Source organism: Kitasatospora sp. NPDC001261 (assembly GCF_042896795.1).
GTDB lineage: Bacteria > Actinomycetota > Actinomycetes > Streptomycetales > Streptomycetaceae > Kitasatospora.
The window spans coordinates 1-18,496 of record NZ_JBIAXP010000003.1 but is presented as its reverse complement, the minus strand read 5'-3'; the positions used below and the strand labels follow the sequence as shown (position 1 = coordinate 18,496).

At 74.0% G+C, this 18,496-nt stretch carries 16 protein-coding genes; 12 read left to right on the top strand and 4 right to left on the bottom strand.

What is annotated here, in order from left to right; translation table 11 throughout:
• Nucleotides 1-180: 180 nt before the first annotated feature.
• The 10 genes from ACFY4B_RS05125 (at nucleotide 181) to ACFY4B_RS05080 (ending at nucleotide 12,619) form a co-directional block, all read left to right on the top strand.
• The gene (locus ACFY4B_RS05125; protein WP_387966522.1) at nucleotides 181-1,500 is read left to right on the top strand and encodes an MFS transporter; all 1,320 of its coding nucleotides are present in this window, start codon (nucleotides 181-183) and stop codon (nucleotides 1,498-1,500) included.
• Entirely contained in the window at nucleotides 1,488-2,363 is an 876-nt protein-coding gene (gene fdhD, locus ACFY4B_RS05120; protein WP_049657281.1) for a formate dehydrogenase accessory sulfurtransferase FdhD, read from the top strand. The genes ACFY4B_RS05125 and fdhD overlap by 13 nt, the downstream gene beginning before the upstream one ends.
• Nucleotides 2,364-3,284, top strand: a complete 921-nt coding sequence (locus tag ACFY4B_RS05115; RefSeq protein ID WP_387966521.1) for a LysR family transcriptional regulator — start codon at nucleotides 2,364-2,366, stop codon at nucleotides 3,282-3,284.
• A 142-nt stretch (nucleotides 3,285-3,426) separates the two neighbouring features.
• On the top strand, nucleotides 3,427-5,772 hold the full coding sequence (locus tag ACFY4B_RS05110; RefSeq protein WP_387966520.1) for an FdhF/YdeP family oxidoreductase: 2,346 nt from the start codon (nucleotides 3,427-3,429) through the stop codon (nucleotides 5,770-5,772).
• A 504-nt stretch (nucleotides 5,773-6,276) separates the two neighbouring features.
• Complete coding sequence (locus ACFY4B_RS05105) at nucleotides 6,277-7,926, top strand: NRAMP family divalent metal transporter (RefSeq protein ID WP_074004085.1); 1,650 nt, start codon at nucleotides 6,277-6,279, stop codon at nucleotides 7,924-7,926.
• Nucleotides 7,927-7,981: 55 nt separating this feature from the next.
• A complete protein-coding gene (locus ACFY4B_RS05100; RefSeq protein ID WP_387966519.1) occupies nucleotides 7,982-8,251 on the top strand; it encodes a hypothetical protein in 270 nt (89 codons plus the stop codon).
• A 110-nt stretch (nucleotides 8,252-8,361) separates the two neighbouring features.
• A complete protein-coding gene (locus ACFY4B_RS05095) occupies nucleotides 8,362-8,745 on the top strand; it encodes a winged helix-turn-helix domain-containing protein (protein WP_049656267.1) in 384 nt (127 codons plus the stop codon).
• 134 nt (nucleotides 8,746-8,879) lie between these two features.
• Nucleotides 8,880-9,350, top strand: coding sequence for a hypothetical protein (locus ACFY4B_RS05090; RefSeq protein ID WP_053112287.1), 471 nt, complete (start codon nucleotides 8,880-8,882; stop codon nucleotides 9,348-9,350).
• A 102-nt stretch (nucleotides 9,351-9,452) separates the two neighbouring features.
• On the top strand, nucleotides 9,453-11,210 hold the full coding sequence (locus tag ACFY4B_RS05085; protein ID WP_387966518.1) for an ABC transporter permease: 1,758 nt from the start codon (nucleotides 9,453-9,455) through the stop codon (nucleotides 11,208-11,210).
• A gap of 14 nt (nucleotides 11,211-11,224) precedes the next feature.
• Nucleotides 11,225-12,619 (top strand): nitrate/sulfonate/bicarbonate ABC transporter ATP-binding protein, encoded by a 1,395-nt coding sequence (locus ACFY4B_RS05080; RefSeq protein WP_387966517.1) that lies wholly within the window; start codon nucleotides 11,225-11,227, stop codon nucleotides 12,617-12,619.
• Between the two features lie 4 nt (nucleotides 12,620-12,623).
• Here the strand turns inward: ACFY4B_RS05080 and ACFY4B_RS05075 are convergent, their stop codons facing one another.
• A complete protein-coding gene (locus ACFY4B_RS05075) occupies nucleotides 12,624-13,034 on the bottom strand; it encodes a metalloregulator ArsR/SmtB family transcription factor (RefSeq protein WP_049656270.1) in 411 nt (136 codons plus the stop codon).
• Nucleotides 13,035-13,235: 201 nt separating this feature from the next.
• Here ACFY4B_RS05075 and ACFY4B_RS05070 point away from each other — a divergent pair, with 201 nt between their 5' ends.
• Nucleotides 13,236-14,261 carry an isocitrate/isopropylmalate dehydrogenase family protein gene (locus tag ACFY4B_RS05070; protein WP_387966516.1) on the top strand — a complete coding sequence of 342 codons (1,026 nt, stop codon included), beginning with the start codon at nucleotides 13,236-13,238 and terminating at the stop codon, nucleotides 14,259-14,261.
• Between the two features lie 30 nt (nucleotides 14,262-14,291).
• On the opposite strand, the gene ACFY4B_RS05065 is transcribed toward ACFY4B_RS05070, so the two are convergent.
• The 3 genes from ACFY4B_RS05065 to ACFY4B_RS05055 all read right to left on the bottom strand — a co-directional run bounded on the left by ACFY4B_RS05065 (nucleotide 14,292) and on the right by ACFY4B_RS05055 (nucleotide 17,216).
• On the bottom strand, nucleotides 14,292-14,618 hold the full coding sequence (locus tag ACFY4B_RS05065; RefSeq protein ID WP_049656274.1) for an antibiotic biosynthesis monooxygenase: 327 nt from the start codon (nucleotides 14,616-14,618) through the stop codon (nucleotides 14,292-14,294).
• 66 nt (nucleotides 14,619-14,684) lie between these two features.
• Nucleotides 14,685-16,025 (bottom strand): NAD(P)/FAD-dependent oxidoreductase, encoded by a 1,341-nt coding sequence (locus tag ACFY4B_RS05060; protein WP_049656276.1) that lies wholly within the window; start codon nucleotides 16,023-16,025, stop codon nucleotides 14,685-14,687.
• A 15-nt stretch (nucleotides 16,026-16,040) separates the two neighbouring features.
• Nucleotides 16,041-17,216 carry a cytochrome P450 gene (locus tag ACFY4B_RS05055; RefSeq protein WP_049656281.1) on the bottom strand — a complete coding sequence of 392 codons (1,176 nt, stop codon included), beginning with the start codon at nucleotides 17,214-17,216 and terminating at the stop codon, nucleotides 16,041-16,043.
• Between the two features lie 341 nt (nucleotides 17,217-17,557).
• On the opposite strand from ACFY4B_RS05055, the gene ACFY4B_RS05050 reads away from it, so the two are divergent.
• Nucleotides 17,558-18,496, top strand: a 939-nt coding sequence (locus ACFY4B_RS05050) for an IS110 family transposase (RefSeq protein ID WP_387966515.1), incomplete at its 3' end; no start/stop codon positions are given.

The window sequence follows — 18,496 nt, the reverse complement described above, 5'->3', positions numbered from 1 at the left end:
GGGGTATCGGCGGGATATCCGCGGGGCTGTTGATAGGCGGGGCTTATCGGTTCAGTCGTGTTGCCTCTTTGACGTGCCACGATGGCCTGCCGGACACTGGACGGGAATCGGGGAACCGCGAATTCCCAGCGAATTCCCGCCCCCGGAAAGCACCCGAGAGAAACCGAGCAGAGCGCGCGCATGCCCCCGTCCCGCACCGCCCGCTGGCTCCCGGCGGCCGCCGCCGTCGCCGTCGCCGCCTGGGGCGCCAACCAGTTCACCGCGCTGGCCACCGTGTACCGGGCGCGCACCGACTGGTCGGCGCTCTCGCTGGCCGCGATGTTCTCGGTCTACCTGGTCGGCCTGGTGCCCGGGCTGCTGCTGGGCGGGCCCGCCGCCGACCGGTACGGCCGGCGGCGGACGGTGCGCGGCGCGCTGGGACTGTCCGCCGCCGCCAGTGTCGTGCTGGCGCTGCCGGACGAGCCGTCCGTGTACGCCGCCCGGCTGGCCACCGGCTTCGCGGCCGGGCTGGTCTTCCTGGCCGGGACGGCCTGGCTGCGCGAGCTCTCCGGGCCCGCCGTCCCGCCCGAGCGGGCGGCCCGCCGGGCGATGTACGCCACCGGTACGGGCTTCGCGGCGGGCGCGCTGGCCTCCGGGGTGCTCGCCGAGTGGCTGCCCGGCCCGACGGTGCTGCCCGCCCTCGCCCACGCGCTGGGCTGCCTGCTGGTGCTGCGGGCCACCCGCGGGCTCCCGGAGACGAAGCCGGAGGCCAGGGCAGGGGCCAGGGCGGCGGGCGGGCCGGAGAGCGCCCCGGGCCGCGGCACGCCCCCGCACCGCACGGCGGCCGTCCGCCACCCCCGGTTCCGCTACGTCGTGCTGCCCGCCAGCCCGGCCGTGCTCGGCGCCGCCACCGTGGCGTACGTGGTGCTGCCGCCGCTGGTCGCCGACCGGGTGCCCGGCTACGCCCCGCTGTTCAGCGGCCTGGTTGCGGCGCTGACCCTGGCCACCGGCGTGGTCGCCCAGCCCTTCGCCGCCCGGCTGGACGACGCGGACAGCGCCCGGGCCACCCTCACCGCGATGGCCACCGTGATCGCCGGGCTGCTGCTCGGCGCCGTCGCCGCCGCCCGCGACTCGGTGGGCCTGGTGGTGGCCGCCGCCGTGGTCCTCGGCACCGGGTACGGGCTGACGCTCGGCGCGGGGCTGCACGAGGTGGAGCGGCTCACCCGGCACGCCCCCGACCCGCGCGCCTCCGGCCCGACCTCCGCCTCGCTCTACCAGAGCACCACCTCCAGCGGCTTCCTCACCCCGCTGCTGCTCGCCGGCACCGCCGGCCACGCCTCCTACCCGGCGCTGCTGGCGGGCATGGCGGCCGTCGGCCTGCTCTGCCTGGCGGTCACCGCCGCCCACAGCCGCCGCCACCTGCCGGCCGGGGAGCACCCTGAGCCGCCGACGCGCGAGGATGCATCCGTACAGTCCGTCGCCAGCACACCACCGAGGAGCCGACCGCCATGGGCCGAGTGACCGTACCCCGCAGAGTGCTGCGCCTGCGCCAGGGCGCGCCCTCGTACCGTCCCGACACCCTGGCCGCCGAGGAGCCGATGGAGATCCGGGTCGGCGGGCGCCCGCTGACGGTGACCATGCGCACCCCGGGCAGCGACTTCGACCTGGCGGCCGGCTTCCTGGTCAGCGAGGGCGTGGTGCACGCCGCCGGGCAGGTGGCCGGCATCCGCTACTGCGCCGGCGCGACCGCAGACGGCGGCAACACCTACAACGTGGTGGACGTCCAGCTCGCCCCCGGCGTGCCCGCCCCCGACGCCTCGCTGGAGCGCAACTTCTACACCACCTCCTCCTGCGGCCTGTGCGGCAAGGCCAGCCTGGACGCGGTGCGCACCACCGCGCCGTGGAGCGTCGCCGAGGACGGGCTGCGCGTCACCCCCGCGCTGCTCTCCGCGCTGCCGGACCGGCTGCGCGCCGCCCAGAAGGTCTTCGACAGCACCGGCGGCCTGCACGCGGCCGGGCTGTTCGACGCCGACGGGCGGCTGCTCTGCCTGCGCGAGGACGTGGGCCGGCACAACGCCGTGGACAAGGTGGTCGGCCACGCCCTGCGCGAGGGGCTGCTGCCGGCCCGCGGCACGGTGCTGATGGTCAGCGGCCGGGCCTCCTTCGAGCTGGTGCAGAAGGCCGTGATGGCGGGCGTCCCGCTGCTCGCGGCGGTCTCCGCGCCGTCCTCGCTGGCCGTGGACCTCGCGGAGGAGACCGGGCTGACCCTGGTCGGCTTCCTGCGCGGCGAGTCGATGAACGTCTACACCCGCGCGGACCGGATCGACGTCGGCCCGGACGTCCGAACCGACGCCGAGGCCGCCGTCCGGGAGGAAGGCCGGTAGATGCTCTTCCGCCAGCTGGAGTACCTCGTCGCGCTCGCCCGCGAGCGCCACTTCGCCCGCGCCGCCCAGGCCTGCCACGTCTCCCAGCCCGCGCTCTCCGAGGCCCTGCGCAAGCTGGAGGACGAGCTGAAGGTGCTGCTGGTGCGGCGCGGGCGCAGCTACGAGGGGCTGACGCCCGAGGGCGAGCGGATCGTGCTGTGGGCGCAGCGCATCCTGGCCGACCGGGACGCCCTGCGGGACGAGGTGGACGCGCTGCGCACCGGCCTGGCCGGACGGCTGCGGATCGGCTCGGTGCCGACCGCCTCGGGCGCCGTCCCGCTGCTCACCGGACCGTTCTGCGCCGCCCACCCGCTGGCCGCCGTGGAGCTGTCCACCGACCTGCGATCCGACGAACTCCTGCGCCAGGTGCGGAACTTCGAGATCGACGCGGGCATCACCTACCTGCCCGGACCGGGCGCCGACGACCTGCGCGCGCTCCCGCTCTACGAGGAGCGGTACGTCCTGCTGACCGGTCCGGCCGACGAGCTGGCCCGGCACCCCCGGGCGACCTGGGAGGAGGCCGCCCGGCTGCCGCTGTGCCTGCTGCACCCGGGCATGCAGGGCCGCCGGGTGCTGGACGAGGTGTTCGCGGGCCTCGGCCTCGAGGCCACGCCCCGGGTCGAGACCGACTCGGTGGCCTCGCTCTTCGCCCACGTCCGCACCGGCCACTGGGCGAGCATCGTGCCGTACGCCTGGCTGCACGTGTTCGGCGTGCCGCACGGGATGCGGGCCGTCCCGCTGGCGGAGCCGGTGCACAGCGCGCCGATCGGGCTGGTGACCGCCGCCCGGGAGCCCGGCACGGTGATGGCCCGCGCGCTGCTGGAGGTCGCCCGGCGCACCGAGGTGGCCGCCGTCCTCGGCAGCCTGCCGGGCGGCGCCTGACCACCGGGCGCCCACGCCGGGCGCACGGACCCTGGGCACGGAGGCCCGGCACCCGCGGCCGCTCGACGCGCGCGCCCCGACCGCCCGGCATAGCCTCGACCCAGCCCCGGTTGTCCGACCCGTGCGACGGAAGGCGAGTACCGTGACCACCTCCGACGACGCCGCCACCACTCCCCCGCGGAAGCAGCCGCAGGAGCCCCCGCGGGAGCCGCGGGAGGACGTCGGCCCCTCCCCCGCCGGGCCGCCCCACGTCGCGCCGTACCACCACCCGGCCGCCGGCTGGGGCGCCGCCAAGAGCGTCACCCGCTTCCTGGCCCGCGAGGGCGCGTACCTGGACGGGCCGCGGGCGGTGATGCGGATGAACCACGAGAACGGCGGCTTCGACTGCCCCGGCTGCGCCTGGCCCGACGACACCAAGGGCCTGCACCTGGACATCTGCGAGAACGGCATCAAGCACGTCACCTGGGAGATGACCCGCAAGCGGGTCGGCCGGGAGTTCTTCGCCGCCCACTCGGTGACCGAGCTGTCCGGGTGGAGCGACTTCGCGCTGGAGGACCAGGGCCGGCTCACCGAGCCGATGGTCTACGACCCGGACACCGACCACTACGTCCCGATCGGCTGGAAGGACGCGTTCGCCCTGGTCGGCCGCACCCTGCGCGGGCTGGACGACCCGAACCGGGCGGCGTTCTACACCTCCGGCCGGCTCGGCAACGAGGCGACCTTCCTCTACCAGCTGCTGGCCCGCGAGCTGGGCACCAACAACCTGCCCGACTGCTCCAACATGTGCCACGAGGCCAGCGGCCGGGCGCTGCAGGCCTCGCTCGGCACCGGGAAGGGGACGGTCGACCTCAAGGACTGGGAGGTCACCGACGCGCTGTTCATCCTGGGCGTCAACGCGGCCTCCAACGCGCCCCGGATGCTCACCTCGCTCGCCGAGGCGTACAAGCGCGGCGCGCAGGTCGTCCACATCAACCCCCTGGTCGAGGCGGCGGCGACCCGGACGATCATCCCGCACGACTTCACCGACATGGCGCTGAACCGGGCCACCCGCACCAGCACCCTGAACCTCCAACCGCGGATCGGCGGCGACATGGCGCTGCTGCGCGGCATGGCGAAGGCGGTCCTGGAGCAGTCCGCGGCCGACGACCGGGCGCTGGACCGGCTGTTCATCGACCGCCACACCACCGGCTTCGAGGCCTACCGCGACATCTGCCTGGCCACGCCCTGGGAGGAGATCGAGCGCCAGAGCGGGCTGGAGCGGGCCGACATCCTCGGGGCGGCCCGGGTCTACCGGGAGGCCGACCGCTCGATCTTCAGCTGGTGCCTGGGCGTGACCCAGCACGAGCACGGCGTGGACACCGTCCGGGAGATCGTCAACCTCCTGCTGCTGCGCGGCAACCTGGGCCGCGAGGGGGCGGGCCCCTCCCCGGTGCGCGGGCACAGCAACGTCCAGGGCAACCGCACCTGCGGCATCGACCACCGGCCCGCCGCCGGGTTCCTGGACCGGCTCGCCGAGGTGTGCGGGATCGAGCCGCCGCACGAGCACGGGCTGGACACCGTCGGCACGATCGAGGCGATGCGGCGCGGCGACGTCACGGTGTTCGTCGGCATGGGCGGCAACTTCGCGCTCGCCGCGCCGGACACCCCGTACACCCGGCAGGCCCTGGAGTCCTGCGAGCTGACCGTCCAGGTGAGCACCAAGCTGAACCGCAGCCACCTGGTGCACGGGCGGGCCGCGCTGATCCTGCCCTGTCTGGGGCGGACCGAGAAGGACCACCAGCGCGCCGGGGTGCAGTCCACCTCGGTCGAGGACTCGATGAGCATGGTGCACCTGTCGGTCGGCATGAAGCGCCCGGCCTCGCCGCACCTGCTCTCCGAGCCCGCGATCGTCGCCGGGATGGCCCGCGCGGCGCTGCCGGACAGCGCCACCCCGTGGGAGTGGTACATCGAGGACTACGACCGCATCCGCGACACCATGGCCCGGGTCCTGGACGGCTTCGAGGACTTCAACCGCCGGGTGCGGCTGCCGCTGGGCTTCCGGATCAAGCAGCCGGCCCGCGAGCTGGTCTTCGACACCCCCTCCGGCAGGGCCGAGTTCTCCGCCGCCCCGCTGCCCGACGTCGTCCCCGGGCCGGGCACCCTGGCGCTGGGCACGATGCGCTCGCACGACCAGTGGAACACCACCATTTACTCGGACGACGACCGCTACCGGGGCGTGAAGAACCTGCGCACCCTGGTGTTCATGAACCGGGACGACATGCGCGAGCGCGGGCTGGCCGAGTTCGACCGGGTGGACGTCACCAGCACCGCCCGGGACGGCAGCACCCGCTCGGTGCACGGCTACCTGGCCGTCCCGTACGACATCCCGCGCGGCTGCGCGGCCGGGTACATGCCGGAGCTGAACGTGCTGTGCGCGATCGGCGACTACAGCACCCAGAGCGACCAGCCGATCATGAAGCACCTGAAGGTGACGATCGAGAAGTCCTGAAGCGGAGGACCGGGACGAGCGCCGCGGAGCGACCGGAGCACCCGGAACGCCCGGAACGCCCGGAACGCCCGCCCCAAAGGTAAAGGTTTAACCAAGTGCGCAAGTATCACCTCCGGACGGGACTAAGCTCTGACGAGTTGGGGTGAACCGGCGGTCGCGTTGCGCGGGCCGGTGAACTCCTTGCCGCGTCGATGACACGCACCACGGGGTGCGCCGGCCGGGAGGAGGCGAGAGACATGGATTGCAGTAGTCCGGGCCACAGTTGCCCCTACCCCCGCTTGCCCTCGTACACCTCCGGCATGCGGTAACAACCTTCCCTGCACAACGTCCTGACGATCCGTCAGCCACGACGTCCACGCCACGTCCGCACGCGGCTCCGCCGTGCCCGCACACCTCCGTACGGGCCGCGCAGCCGCGCGCCGATGCGCCGTGTCCGCTTGCAGGGAGCGCTGCCGCCTGCCTCCGAACCGCCCCGCCTGTCCGGGGCCCAGGGAGGAAACCACCATGACCACCCACGCCACACTCAACTCCACTGTCCCCGAGCCGCGTTCGGCCGTCCTGGACGACGCGCACCTCGGCGACATCAAGGGTGCCCTCGGCACCATCCGGCTCGACGACACCACGCCCCGCCACGGCCTGTCGGCGCGGCTGAAGACCCTGCTCGCGATCATCGGGCCCGGCCTGATCGTGATGGTCGGCGACAACGACGCCGGCGCCTTCTCCACCTACGGGCAGGCCGGGCAGAACTACGGCACCCAGCTGCTGTGGACGCTGCTGATGCTGGTCCCGGTGCTCTACGTCAACCAGGAGATGGTGCTGCGGCTCGGCGCCGTCACCGGGGTCGGGCACGCCCGCCTGATCCTGGAGCGCTTCGGCAAGTTCTGGGGCGCGTTCAGCGTGATCGACCTCTTCCTCCTGAACGCGCTGACCCTGGTCACCGAGTTCATCGGGGTCACGCTCGCGGCCGGGTACCTCGGCCTGCCGAAGGCCGCCTCGGTGGTGCTGGCGGCCGGGATCATCATCGCCTCGGCCTTCACCGGCTCGTTCCGGCGCTTCGAGCGGGTCGCCGTGGCGCTCTGCCTGGGCTCGCTGCTGCTGGTGCCGATCTACTTCATGGTGCACCCGAAGACCTCGCAGATGGCGCACGACTTCGTGGTCCCGAGCATGCCGGGCGGGTCCGGTCAGCTCGCGGCCGTGATGCTGGTGATCGTCTCCATCGTCGGCACCACCGTGGCGCCCTGGCAGCTGTTCTTCCAGCAGTCGTACGTCATCGACAAGCGGATCACCCCGCGCTTCATGAAGTACGAGAAGGCCGACCTCTGGATCGGCATCGTGATCGTGATCGTCGGTGCCGCCGCCATGATGGGCCTCACCGCCGCCGCCTTCGCGGGCACCGACGGCTTCGGCCAGTTCTCCGACGCGGCCGCCGTCGCCCGGGGCATCGAGGACAAGGCCGGGCACCTGGCCGGCGTGCTGTTCGCGATAGCCCTGCTGGACGCCTCGATCATCGGCGCCTTCGCGGTGTCGCTGTCCACCGCGTACGCGATCGGCGACGTCTTCGGCATCAAGCACTCGCTGCACCGCGGGGTGAAGGGCGCCAAGGGCTTCTACGGGATCTACGCGGGCCTGGTGGTCGCGGCGGCGGCGATCACGCTGCTCTCCACCGACTACACCCAGGGCCTGATGACCCAGTTCGTCCAGGTGCTGGCCGGGGTGCTGCTGCCCTCCGCGACCGTCTTCCTGCTGCTGCTCTGCAACGACCGCGCCGTACTGGGGCCCTGGACGAACGGGCCGAGGACCAACGCCTTCACCTCGGCGGTGGTCGGCGTCCTGGTGATGCTCTCGCTGATCCTCACCGCCGCCGTGGTCTGGCCGGACATCAGCTCCGACGCGATCCTGTGGATCATGGCCGGCTGCGGCGTCGCCGGTGTGCTCGTCGCCGGGTACTTCTTCACCTTCGGGCGCCGCGGCACCAAGGAGGACCCGGTCGACCGCACCGGCCGGGAGAACTGGCGGATGCCCCCGCTGGAGACCCTCGACAAGCCGGTGCTGTCCACCGCCCGCAAGGTCGGCATGGGCGCCCTGCGCGCCTACCTGCTGATCGCGATGGCGATGGTCGTCGTCAAGATCGTCCAGACCGCGCTGAACCACTGAGCCGACCGGCTCCGCGCACGCCCTGCCCGTTGTCCCGTCACGGAGGTGACCTGCCATGACCATCGTCGCCGTCTTCCGGCCCACCCGTCCGTCCACCGACCGGGGCCGACGGCGCTCCACCCTCGCCGCCGTCGGCCGACGCCTGGCGGCGAGCCCCCTCGACAACAGCGTCCTCCGGGCCGCCCCGGCTCCGGCCGCCGGCCCGGCGGGCGGGGGCGGCGGCCCGGCGGCCGCGGGCACCGGCGGGCTGCGGGCCCGCTGGCGGACCGTCCCGGCGCCGGACGGGACGGCCCGGCTGGAGGCCACCTGGCACCCCGGCCGCTGAGCGGGCGGAGCGGCGCTCCCGCTCCGCCCGCACCCCCGCCCCGTCCGCGCCGCCCGTCCCGTCCACCCCGGTCGCCCCGGCCGCCCAGACCCCGAAGGAGCCCCTCCGCCATGGCCCTGCGCTACCCCAGGCTCGACGCCCTCTTCTCGGACCACCCCGCGCCCGCCCGGCGCCCGGCCCCGCGGCCGGCTCCCGCGCCCGGCCTGGTGGTGGACACCGAGCAGCGCACCGTCACCGTCGAGGGCCGCCCCGTCACCATGCCGTACCTGGAGTTCGAGCTGCTCGCCCACCTGGTCGGCAACCCGCTGCGGGTGCACTCCCGGCGCCAGCTGATGGAGAACGTCTGGGGGCGCCCGGACAGCGGCGACTCCCGCACCGTCGCCACCCACATCGCCCGGATCCGGCGCAAGCTCGGCCCCGGGCACCGGGAGGCGATCGCCACCGTCCGGCAGATCGGCTACAAGTACGACCCCCGGCTGGCCCGGACCGCCTGACGCCGCCGGCCGGACCCGACCTGCCCTGCCCTGCCCTGCCCCGACCTGACCTGACCTGACCTGACCTGACCTGACCTGACCGCCCGACCCCACCACCGAAGGACCCGACGACCGTCCGAAGGAGGACCCCCGCGATGACCCGAACCGCCCTGTTCCCCAGGACCGGCAGAGGGACCGCGCTGTGCGGCGTCCTACTGCTGATCACCGCCGAGGGCCTCGCCGTCGCCCTCGCGCCCCACCCCCTGCGGCTCTTCCTGTCCGGCACGCTCATCGGCGCCTCGACCGCCGGGCTGCTGCTCGCCCTGCTGCTGGCCACCAGCCGGCGGCGGGCGGGCGCGGCCGCGGCGGCGGGGGCCCGGCCGTTCCGCGACGACGCCCAGTGGTTCAGCGCCCGCTCGCTGGACGGCTTCCCGATGGAGCAGGTCCGCCCGCTGCTGCTCGCCCCCGGCGCGCCCGGCCTGAGCCGGCTCTACACCGCCTGGGTGTTCGCCACCCACGGGCACGACCCCCAGTGGATCGCCCGGCACCTGGACCTGCCCGTCCGCACCGCCCGGCTGCTGGTCACCGCGGCCCGGCGGCACACCGGGGCCGCTCCCACCCGGTAGCGACCGGCGGGGCCCGGGCAGCGGTCCTCGAAACGCGGGACGGGTTTGCGTACGGACGTACCGAGGGAGCAGACTGCCCGGGTTTGCGCCGGAGGTACCGCCATGACCCTGCCGAAGTCCGTCCCGGCCCTGTCCCGGGGCTCGCTGCCCACCCGGACGGCGAGCCGCCTCGGCGGTCGGGTGTGGGTGGACCTGGTCGTCGCGGCCGCCGTGCTGGTGCTGCTCTACCTGGGGCTGCGCCTCGGCCAGGGCGGCACCCTCCGGTTCTCCACCGCCCGGGACGCGGCCGTCGACACCGACCCGGCCCGGCTGCCGTACGACGCGCTGCGCTCGCTGCTGCGGATGTTCACCGCGCTCGCCGTCTCGGTCGTCTTCACCTTCGGCTACGCCTACGCGGCCGCCCGCAGCCGCCGGCTGGAGCGGGTGCTGATCCCGGCGCTGGACATCCTCCAGTCGGTGCCGGTGCTCGCGTTCCTGAGCGTCGCCGTCTCCGGCTTCCTCGCGCTCTTCCCCGGCTCGATGCTCGGCCTGGAGTGCGCCGCCGTGTTCGCCATCTTCACCTCCCAGGCCTGGAACATGACCTTCGCCTTCTACCAGGCGCTGGTCTCGCTGCCGCCCGAACTCGACGAGCTGTCCCGCTCGTTCGGGTTCAGCCGGTGGACGCGGTTCTGGAAGGTCGAACTGCCCTCGGGCATGATCGGCCTGGTCTGGAACGGCATGCTCGGCTTCGGCGGCGGCTGGTTCTTCCTGGTCGCCTCCGAGGCGATCACCGTGGACGGCCAGCGGTACGCGCTGCCCGGGGTCGGCTCGTACGCGGGCGCGGCCATCGCCGCCGGGGACCTCGGCCGGGTCGGCTGGGCGATCGCCACCATGGTGGTGCTGGTGGTCGGCGTCAACTTCCTGTTCTGGCGGCCGCTCACCGCCTGGGCCGAACGGTTCAAGAACGAGCAGTCCGAGGCCACCGAGGTGCAGCGCTCGGTCGTGCTGGACCTGCTGCGCCGCTCCCGCCTGCCCACCGCGCTCGGCCGGGCGCTGCGGCCCGTCGGGCGGGCCCTGAACCGGGCCGGGCGGGTGTTCGGCACCGCCGAGCGCCCGCCGGCCGTCCACCCCGGCCGGCGGCGGGCCGGGGACGTGGCCTTCGGCCTCGTCTCGGGCGGCATCGTGCTCTGGGGCCTCGTCGACCTCGGCCGCTACCTCGCCGACCGCACCGGCCTCGGCGTGTTCGGCGAGCCGCTGCTGCTCGGGCTCGCCACCCTCGCCCGGGTGGTCGTGCTGGTCGCGGTGGCCACCGTGGTCTGGGTGCCGATCGGCGTGCGGATCGGCTTCTCGCCCCGGCTGACCAGGATCGCCCAGCCCGTCGTCCAGGTGCTGGCCGGCTTCCCGGCCAACTTCGTCTTCCCCCTGGTGGTCTGGCTGCTGCTGCGCACCGGGGTGTCGATCGACCTCGGCGGCATCCTGCTGATGGCCCTCGGCTCCCAGTGGTACATCCTGTTCAACGCCATCGCCGGGGCCATGGCCGTCCCCGCCGACCTGCGCGAGGCGATGGACGACCTCGGCGTGCGCGGCCGGCAGCGCTGGCGGCGGCTGATCATCCCCGGGATCTTCCCGGCGTACGTCACCGGCGGGATCACCGCCTCCGGCGGCGCCTGGAACGCCTCCATCGTCGCCGAGGTGGTCACCTTCGGCTCCACCACGCTCACCGCGACCGGCCTCGGCGCGTACATCGCCCGGGCCGCCGAGCACGGCGACCACCCGCGCCTGCTCGCCGGGGTCGCGGTGATGAGCCTGTACGTCGTCGTCCTCAACCGTCTGCTCTGGCGCCGGCTGTACCGGCTGGCCGAGCGCCGCTACTCGCTGTAGTCCGGAGTCCGCCGATGCGCTTCCCCTTCCGCCGCCGCCCCGCCGAGCCCGCGCCCGTCCCGCGCGGGGACGTCCCGCACGACGACGCCCCGCGCCCGGACGACGAGGTCCTGCTGGAGACCGTCGGCCTGACCAAGGCCTACGCCGGGGCCGCCGGCGAACTGCCGGTGCTCTCCGGCATCGACCTGACCGTGCGGGCCGGCGAGATCGTCGCCGTGCTCGGCCGCTCGGGCTCCGGCAAGTCCACCCTGCTGCGCTGCCTGGCCGGCCTGATCCCGCCCAGCTCCGGCACCGTCCGCTACCGCGGCACCCCGCTCACCGGCGCCAACCCCGGCACCGCGCTGGTCTTCCAGACCTTCGCGCTGCTGCCCTGGCTGACCGTCCGGCAGAACGTCGAGCTCGGCCTGGAGGCCCGCGGGGTGCCGCCCCGGGAGCGCGCCCGGGCCGCCGCCCAGGCCATCGACCTGATCGGCCTCACCGGCTTCGGGTCCGCCTACCCCAAGGAGCTCTCCGGCGGCATGCGCCAGCGGGTCGGCTTCGCCCGGGCGCTGGTCGTCGAACCGGACGTGCTGATGATGGACGAGCCGTTCTCGGCCCTCGACGTGCTCACCGCCGAGAACCTGCGCGGCGAGCTGATGGAGCTGTGGGACTCCGGCCAGTTCCCGACCCGGGCCGTCGTGCTGGTCACCCACAACATCGAGGAGGCGGTGCTGATGGCCGACCGCGTCGTGGTCCTCGGCGCCCGCCCGTACGGGACCATCCGGGAGACCGTCGAGGTCGACCTGGAGCGGCCGCGCGACCGCGACTCGGCCGCCTTCGACGAGCGGGTGGACCGGGTGTACCGGATCATGACCGGCCGCCCCAAGGACACCCGGGCGCCCGGCCGCACCGACCAGCCGGGCCCCGACCCCGACCGCCGCACCGTCGCCAGCACCCCGCTGCCCACCGCCGGCGTCGACGGCCTCTCCGGTCTCGCCGAGACGATCGCCCACCGGGGCGGCGGCTGCGACCTGGCCGGCCTCGCCGACGAGCTCGGCCTGGACATCGACGACCTGCTCCCCCAGGTCGACGCCCTCGACCTGCTCGGCTTCGCCGAGGTCCACGGCGACGACCTGCTGCTCACCGACGCCGGCGCCGCCTACACCGGGGCCGACGCCCAGGACTCCCGCGCCCTCTTCGCCGCCGCGGCCCTGGAGGTCCCGCTGATCAAGCTGATCGCCAACAGCCTCGGCGACCGGCCCGGCGCCACCGTCCGCACCGGCTTCCTGCGCGACCTGCTCGGCCGCCACTACACCGTCGAACAGACCGACCGGCAGCTGGAGACGGCGACCGACTGGGGCCGCTATGCGGGGCTCTTCGCGTACGACGCCGACCGGCAGGAGTACCGGCTGGACGCCCCGGAGCGCTGAGGGCTCAGCCCGTCGCCGGGCGGCGGCGCACCGCGCGGGCCGCGCGGGCGAAGGGCTGCGGCGCGGTGGCGCCGGCCGGGGCGGCGCCGTCGTCGCCGCCGTCGCGGCGGTCGGGCAGGTCGTGGGCGATCAGCGCGGCCTCGGTGAGCAGCCCGCGCACCTCGGTGGCCCGGTAGAAGATCCGGGTCCCCTCCCGCCGTGCCACCACCAGCCCGGCCGCCCGGAGCTTCGCCAGGTGCTGCGAGGTCGCCGCGACGTGCGCCCCCAGCAGCTCGGCCAGCTCGCTCACCGGCAGCTCCCGACGGCTCAGCGCCCACAGCAGCCGGTACCGCGACGGGTCGGCCACCGCCTTCAGCACCGCCACCGCCCGCTCCGCCGCATCGGCGTCCCAGGCCTCTTCCCGCGCACCACCCATACAGGGATCGTACCGATCCGTACCCGGGCACCCGGAGCCGGGAATCCCCGCTCCCCGCGCCGACGGCGGCCGCCGGGTGAATGAAGCGCGACAGAACCGGGGGTACGCGCCGCGGCGGCGCCTAGCCTGGGCCTGGGCCCGGCCGGAACTGCGCACCGGCCGGGCGGAGTTGGTCCTGTCCGCCGCGAGGAAGGGTCGGCCGTGGCTGCCATCAGTGTGATTCCGGGCGACGGCATCGGCCCCGAGGTGGTCGAGTCCGCGCTGGGGCTGGTCGACGCGTTCGGCCTGGGGCTGGACGTCGACGTGCTGGACCACGTGGGCGCGGAGCGCTACCGCCGGGAGGGCGTGGCACTGGGCGAGGCGGACCTGGCCCGGGTGGCGGCGAGCGGCGCGGTGCTGCTCGGCGCGATCGGGCGGCCGGACCTGGAGCACACCGGGTACGTGCGCGACGTTCTGCTGGAGCTGCGCTACGCCTTCGACCTGTACGCCAACTACCGGCCGGTGCGCCTGTGGCACGACCGGCTCAGCCCGCTGCGGGACCCGGCCCGGCGCGCCCTGGACTGCGTGATCGTCCGGGAGAACACCGAGGGGCTCTACAGCGGCATCGGCGGGAACCTCCGCGCCTCCTCCGACCACGAGGTGGCCGTCGACGCGGACGTCAACACCCGGCACGGCGTCTCCCGGATCCTGGACTTCGCCTTCGCCACCGCCCGCCGGGAGGTCTGCCTGGTGGACAAGGCCAACGCGGTGCGGGCCGGCGGCCGGCTGTGGCAGGAGTGCTGGCGGCGGGCCGCCGAGCGGCACCCCGGCGCGGCCACCCGGCACCTGTACGTCGACGCCGCCGCGATGAAGCTGGTCACCGAGCCCGAGCGGTTCGACGTCATCGTGGCCAGCAACTCGCACGGCGACATCCTCAGCGACCTCGCGGCCGCGCTGGCGGGCGGGATCGGGCTGGCGCCCTCGGCGAGCCTCAACCCGGAGAGCGGCTTCGGGATGTTCGAGCCGGTGCACGGCTCGGCGCCGGACATCGCGGGCCGGGGCGTCGCCAACCCCTTCGCCTGCCTGCTGACCGCCGCGCTGCTGCTGCGCCACCTCGGCCACGACACGGAGGCGGCCGCGACCGAGACGGCTGTCGCCGGATCGATCGCGGCCGGACGGACCACCCCGGACCTCGGCGGCACGCTGAGCACCCGGGAGGCGACGCGCGCGGTCCTCGCCGCCCTGTGACGGCGCCCGCCGGGTGCCGGGACAGCGGGCTCAGGGCGCCGGGTACGCCTCGGGCTCCAGGGTCGAGCTGGTCCGGATCACCTCGGCGACGGTCAACTCGTAGAAGGCGTACCACTTCTCCTTCCCCTGCTGCTGGGCGTTGTGGTGCTCCACGTCGGCGCGCCACCGCGCCAGCGTCTCGGGGTCGCGCCACCACACCAGGGCGAGGCGTTCGCCGTCCTCGGTCTCGTAGTTCTTGACCTGGACGAGGTCGTCCCCGTAGACCGCCCGCACCTTCTTGGCGAGGTAGTCCTCCGTGGTCTCGTACTCGTGGTCGTACTGCTCCGAGAAGCGCGACCTGAAAACGACCAGAATCATCGTTGATCTCCCGTCAGTTCCGGCTGGTGACACGACAGTTCACGCGGCTCGTGCAGATCTGGCGGCTCAGCCTGCCCCGGCGAAGGCCCGCAGCTGCGGGTCGGGCAGCTCGGCGGCGCCGGCGCCGTGCCGGCTGAGGATCCGCCGGGCCAGCTCGCGCAGCCGGTGCTCCTCGGTGAGCGCCAGGGAGTAGCTCTCCTCGCTGAACGCGCAGCGCTCGTACAGGGGCCGGAACCGCTCCGGCATCAGGTCGACCAGTCGGCGCGCGATGGCCTCCTCCGCCTCGTGCCTGGGGTCCGGCAGCCGGGACATCGTCCAGTAGTGCCGGTAGGAGATGTCCGCGATCGCGTCGCCGTCGCCCTTGCGGATCCGCTCGTACGCGGCGAAGGCCCGTTCCCAGTCCCGCTCCCGGTCCAGGCAGGCGACCAGGGTGCGGACGTCCTCGAAGGCGGCGTTCATGCCCTGGCCCATGAACGGCGCCATCGCGTGGCAGGAGTCGCCGACCAGCGCGGCCGTGCCGCCCAGGACCCACCGGTCGCACCGGGTGAGCCGGACGGCGGAGACCGGCTTGGCGCCCAACTGCTCCTCCAGGTCCGGGATTCCGGCCGCCAGCCGGGGGAAGACGGCGGCGAACTGCTCGGCCAGGGCCCGCCCGCCGACCGCGGCCCGGTAGGACGGGCGCGGGCCCTCCCGGCGGAAGAACACCGAGCCCGCGAAGCGCCGGCTGGACACCTGCGGGAAGGCCCCGAACAGCGCGTCCCCGGCCGGCCAGTAGTGCATCACCCCGCGGTCGCAGTCGGGCAGGTCCAGGACGATCTCCTGGTAGGCCAGTTCCAGGGTGCTCACCCGCGCCCGGGCGCCCCGCTCGACGAGGGCGCCGCGCACCGCCGAGTGGACGCCGTCGCAGCCGATGACGTGCCGGCACCGCACCCACCGCTCGGCGCCGCCCGCCCCGACCAGCAGCGCGGGCGCCGCCGGGTCGACGGCCAGCACCGGGTGGTCGAAGCGCAGGTCGACCCCCGGCTCGGCCTCGGCCGCGTCCAGCAGCAGCCGGTGCAGCGCCTGCCGCTCGACCGCCCAGATCGCCGCGCCGTCCCGGCTGTACGGGGTGACGGCGGTGCTGCCGTCCGGCAGGTGCCCGCACCGGCCGGTGATCGGCGCGCAGATCCGCCGCACCGCCGCTTCCAGGCCGAGTTCCCGCAGCACCCGCCGGCCCCGCTCGGAGAGGATCACCATCAGCGACCGGCCCTGTCCGGCCGGGATCCGCCGGGGGTCCGCGTGCCGTTCCAGGACGGTCACCCGGCCGTGGCGCCGGGCCAGGTAGAGCGCGGCGACCGGGCCGGCCAGCCCGGCCCCGACCACCACGATGCCGCCGCCCGCCGTCGCGGGCCCGTACGAGTCGCTCATCGGGGCCTCCCGCCGCTACCAGGTGACCGGGAGCTCGCGGACGCCGTAGGCCACGCCGTCGTACTTGAACGGGACGTCGGCGAAGTCGATGGCCAGGCGCAGCGTGGGGATCCGCCGGTAGAGCGTGCCGTAGACGGTCTGCAGTTCGAGGACGGCCAGCGGGCGCCCCAGACAGTGGTGGGGGCCGAAGCCGAACGCCAGGTGGTGCGCGGCGTCCCGGGTGATGTCGAGGCGGTCCGGGTCGGGGAAGTTGTCCGGGTCCCGGTTGGCCAGTTCGCTGGTCAGGATGATGCCCTCGCCGGCCCGGATGACGACGTCGCCGACGGTGATGTCCTCCAGGGCGACCCGGCGGCGGCCGGAGTGCGAGATGTTGAGGTAGCGCAGCAGCTCGTCGACGGCGCGGTTGACCACGCCCGGGTCGTCGGTCTCCCGCAGCACCGCCAGCTGCTCGGGGTTGCGCAGCAGGGCCAGCGTGCCGAGGGCGATCATGTTCCCGGTGGTCTCCAGGCCGGCGACCAGCAGCGTCATGGAGATGTACGACAGCTGTTCGGGGCTGAGCGCGCCGGGGCGGACCTGGGTCTCGATCACCTCGGAGATCAGGCCGTCGGCGGGCTCGCGCAGCTGGCGGTCGATCAACTCCCGCAGGTAGCCGCGCAGCGCCTCCTGGGCGCCGACCACCATGTCGGGCGAGCTGTCCCGGTGCAGCATCCGGGTGCTCTCGTCCTGGAAGAACTCGTGGTCGGCGTACGGGACGCCGAGCATCCGGCAGATCACCTTGGTGGAGGTCGGGAAGGCGAGGCCGCCGACCAGGTCGGCGGGCCGGGGCCGGGTGAGGAACTCGTCGATGAGCCCGTTGACGATGTCGGCGACCTCGTCCTTGAGCGCGTCGATGTTGCGGATCGCGAAGGGCGGGGAGACCATCCGGCGCTGGCGGGCGTGCTCGGGGTCGTCGAGGGCGACGAAGGAGCGGCCGTCCTTGCGCCGTTCGCGGCTGCCCAGGTCGAAGTGCGGGTAGCCGGACCTGGTCGAGTCGGCGCTGACCCGGGGGTCGACCAGGAGCTTGCGCCCGAGGTCGTAGCCGGTGACCAGCCAGGGGGTGCTGCCGTCCCAGAGCCGGACCCGGACCGGGCCGGCGCCGAGCTCGCGCATGGCGGAGGGCGGGTCGAAGGGGCAGGCGGGCTCCTTCAGGATGGGGAAGCGGGTGAGCTGCCTGGTCGCGGAGCCGCCGGCGGGGTCGCCGGCGGAATCGGTTGCGGACCCGGTCGCGGAACCGGTCGCGTCGTCGATGGTCACGGAATCCATACCTTTCTTCGTGGGATCGTTCTGGTCATTCGTAAGATCAGGGCACCCAGGGATGCCGGGTGTGGCTGTCATGTCATTGCCGCGTCCGTGGCTGAGGGAGATTGGCCGCCCGGCATCCCGCGACGACTCGGCCGCTGATTGGGATGCGCGGAACAAGATCGCTCGTATGGACATGTCGGCGAGGTCGTCTGCTGGGACTGTGAACAGGCACGTCGAGCGAGGAGGATTGGATGCCCGAACTGTGGGCCGGGACGGATGCGGGCAAGGCCGAGCACCACTGCACGGCGATCGACACGGACGGGAAGACGGTGTTCTCCCGCCGGGTGCCGAACAACGAGGCCGAACTGCTGGAACTGCTCAGCGACGTCCTGGAGTTGGCCGACGGCAACCCGGTGACGTGGGCGGTGGACCTGAACGCGGGCGGCGCCGCGCTGTGGATCGCGCTCCTGGTCAACCACTCGCAGAAGCTGCTCTACATCCCCGGCAGAACCGTGCACCACGCCTCGGCCGCCTACCGGGGCAACGGGAAGACGGACGCCAAGGACGCCTTCGTCATCGCCGACACCGCCCGCATGCGCCGCGACCTGCAACCGCTGGACCAGGCCGGCGAGATCGCAGTCGATCTGAAGATCCTCACCGCCCGCCGCATGGACCTGTCCGCCGACCGCACCCGTGCCATCAACCGGCTGCGCGCCCAGATGCTGGAGTACTTCCCGGCCCTGGAACGGGCCTTCGACTACAGCGTCTCCAAGAGCGCCCTCGTGCTGCTGACGGGCTACCGGACGCCGGCCGCACTCCGGCGCATCGGTCGGGCACGACTGGCGGCCTGGCTGAAGAGTCATGGCGTGCGCACCGCACCCACGGCGAAGAGCACGGCCGAAGCCGCGGTCACGGCCGCCGAGGCCCAGTTCACCGCCGTTCCCGGGGAGAAGACCGCCGCCAGGATGGTCCACACCCTGGCCAGGGAGGTGATGTCCCTCGACCAGGAGATCGCCGAGCTCGAAGCCCTGATCGAGAGCCGGTTTCGCGAGCACCCCCACGCCGAGGTGATCACCAGCATGCCCGGCATCGGCAACATGCTCGGCGCCGAGTTCATCGCCGCCACCGGCGGCGACATGGCCGCCTTCGGCAGTCCCGACCGCCTCGCCGGGGTCGCCGGCCTCGCCCCC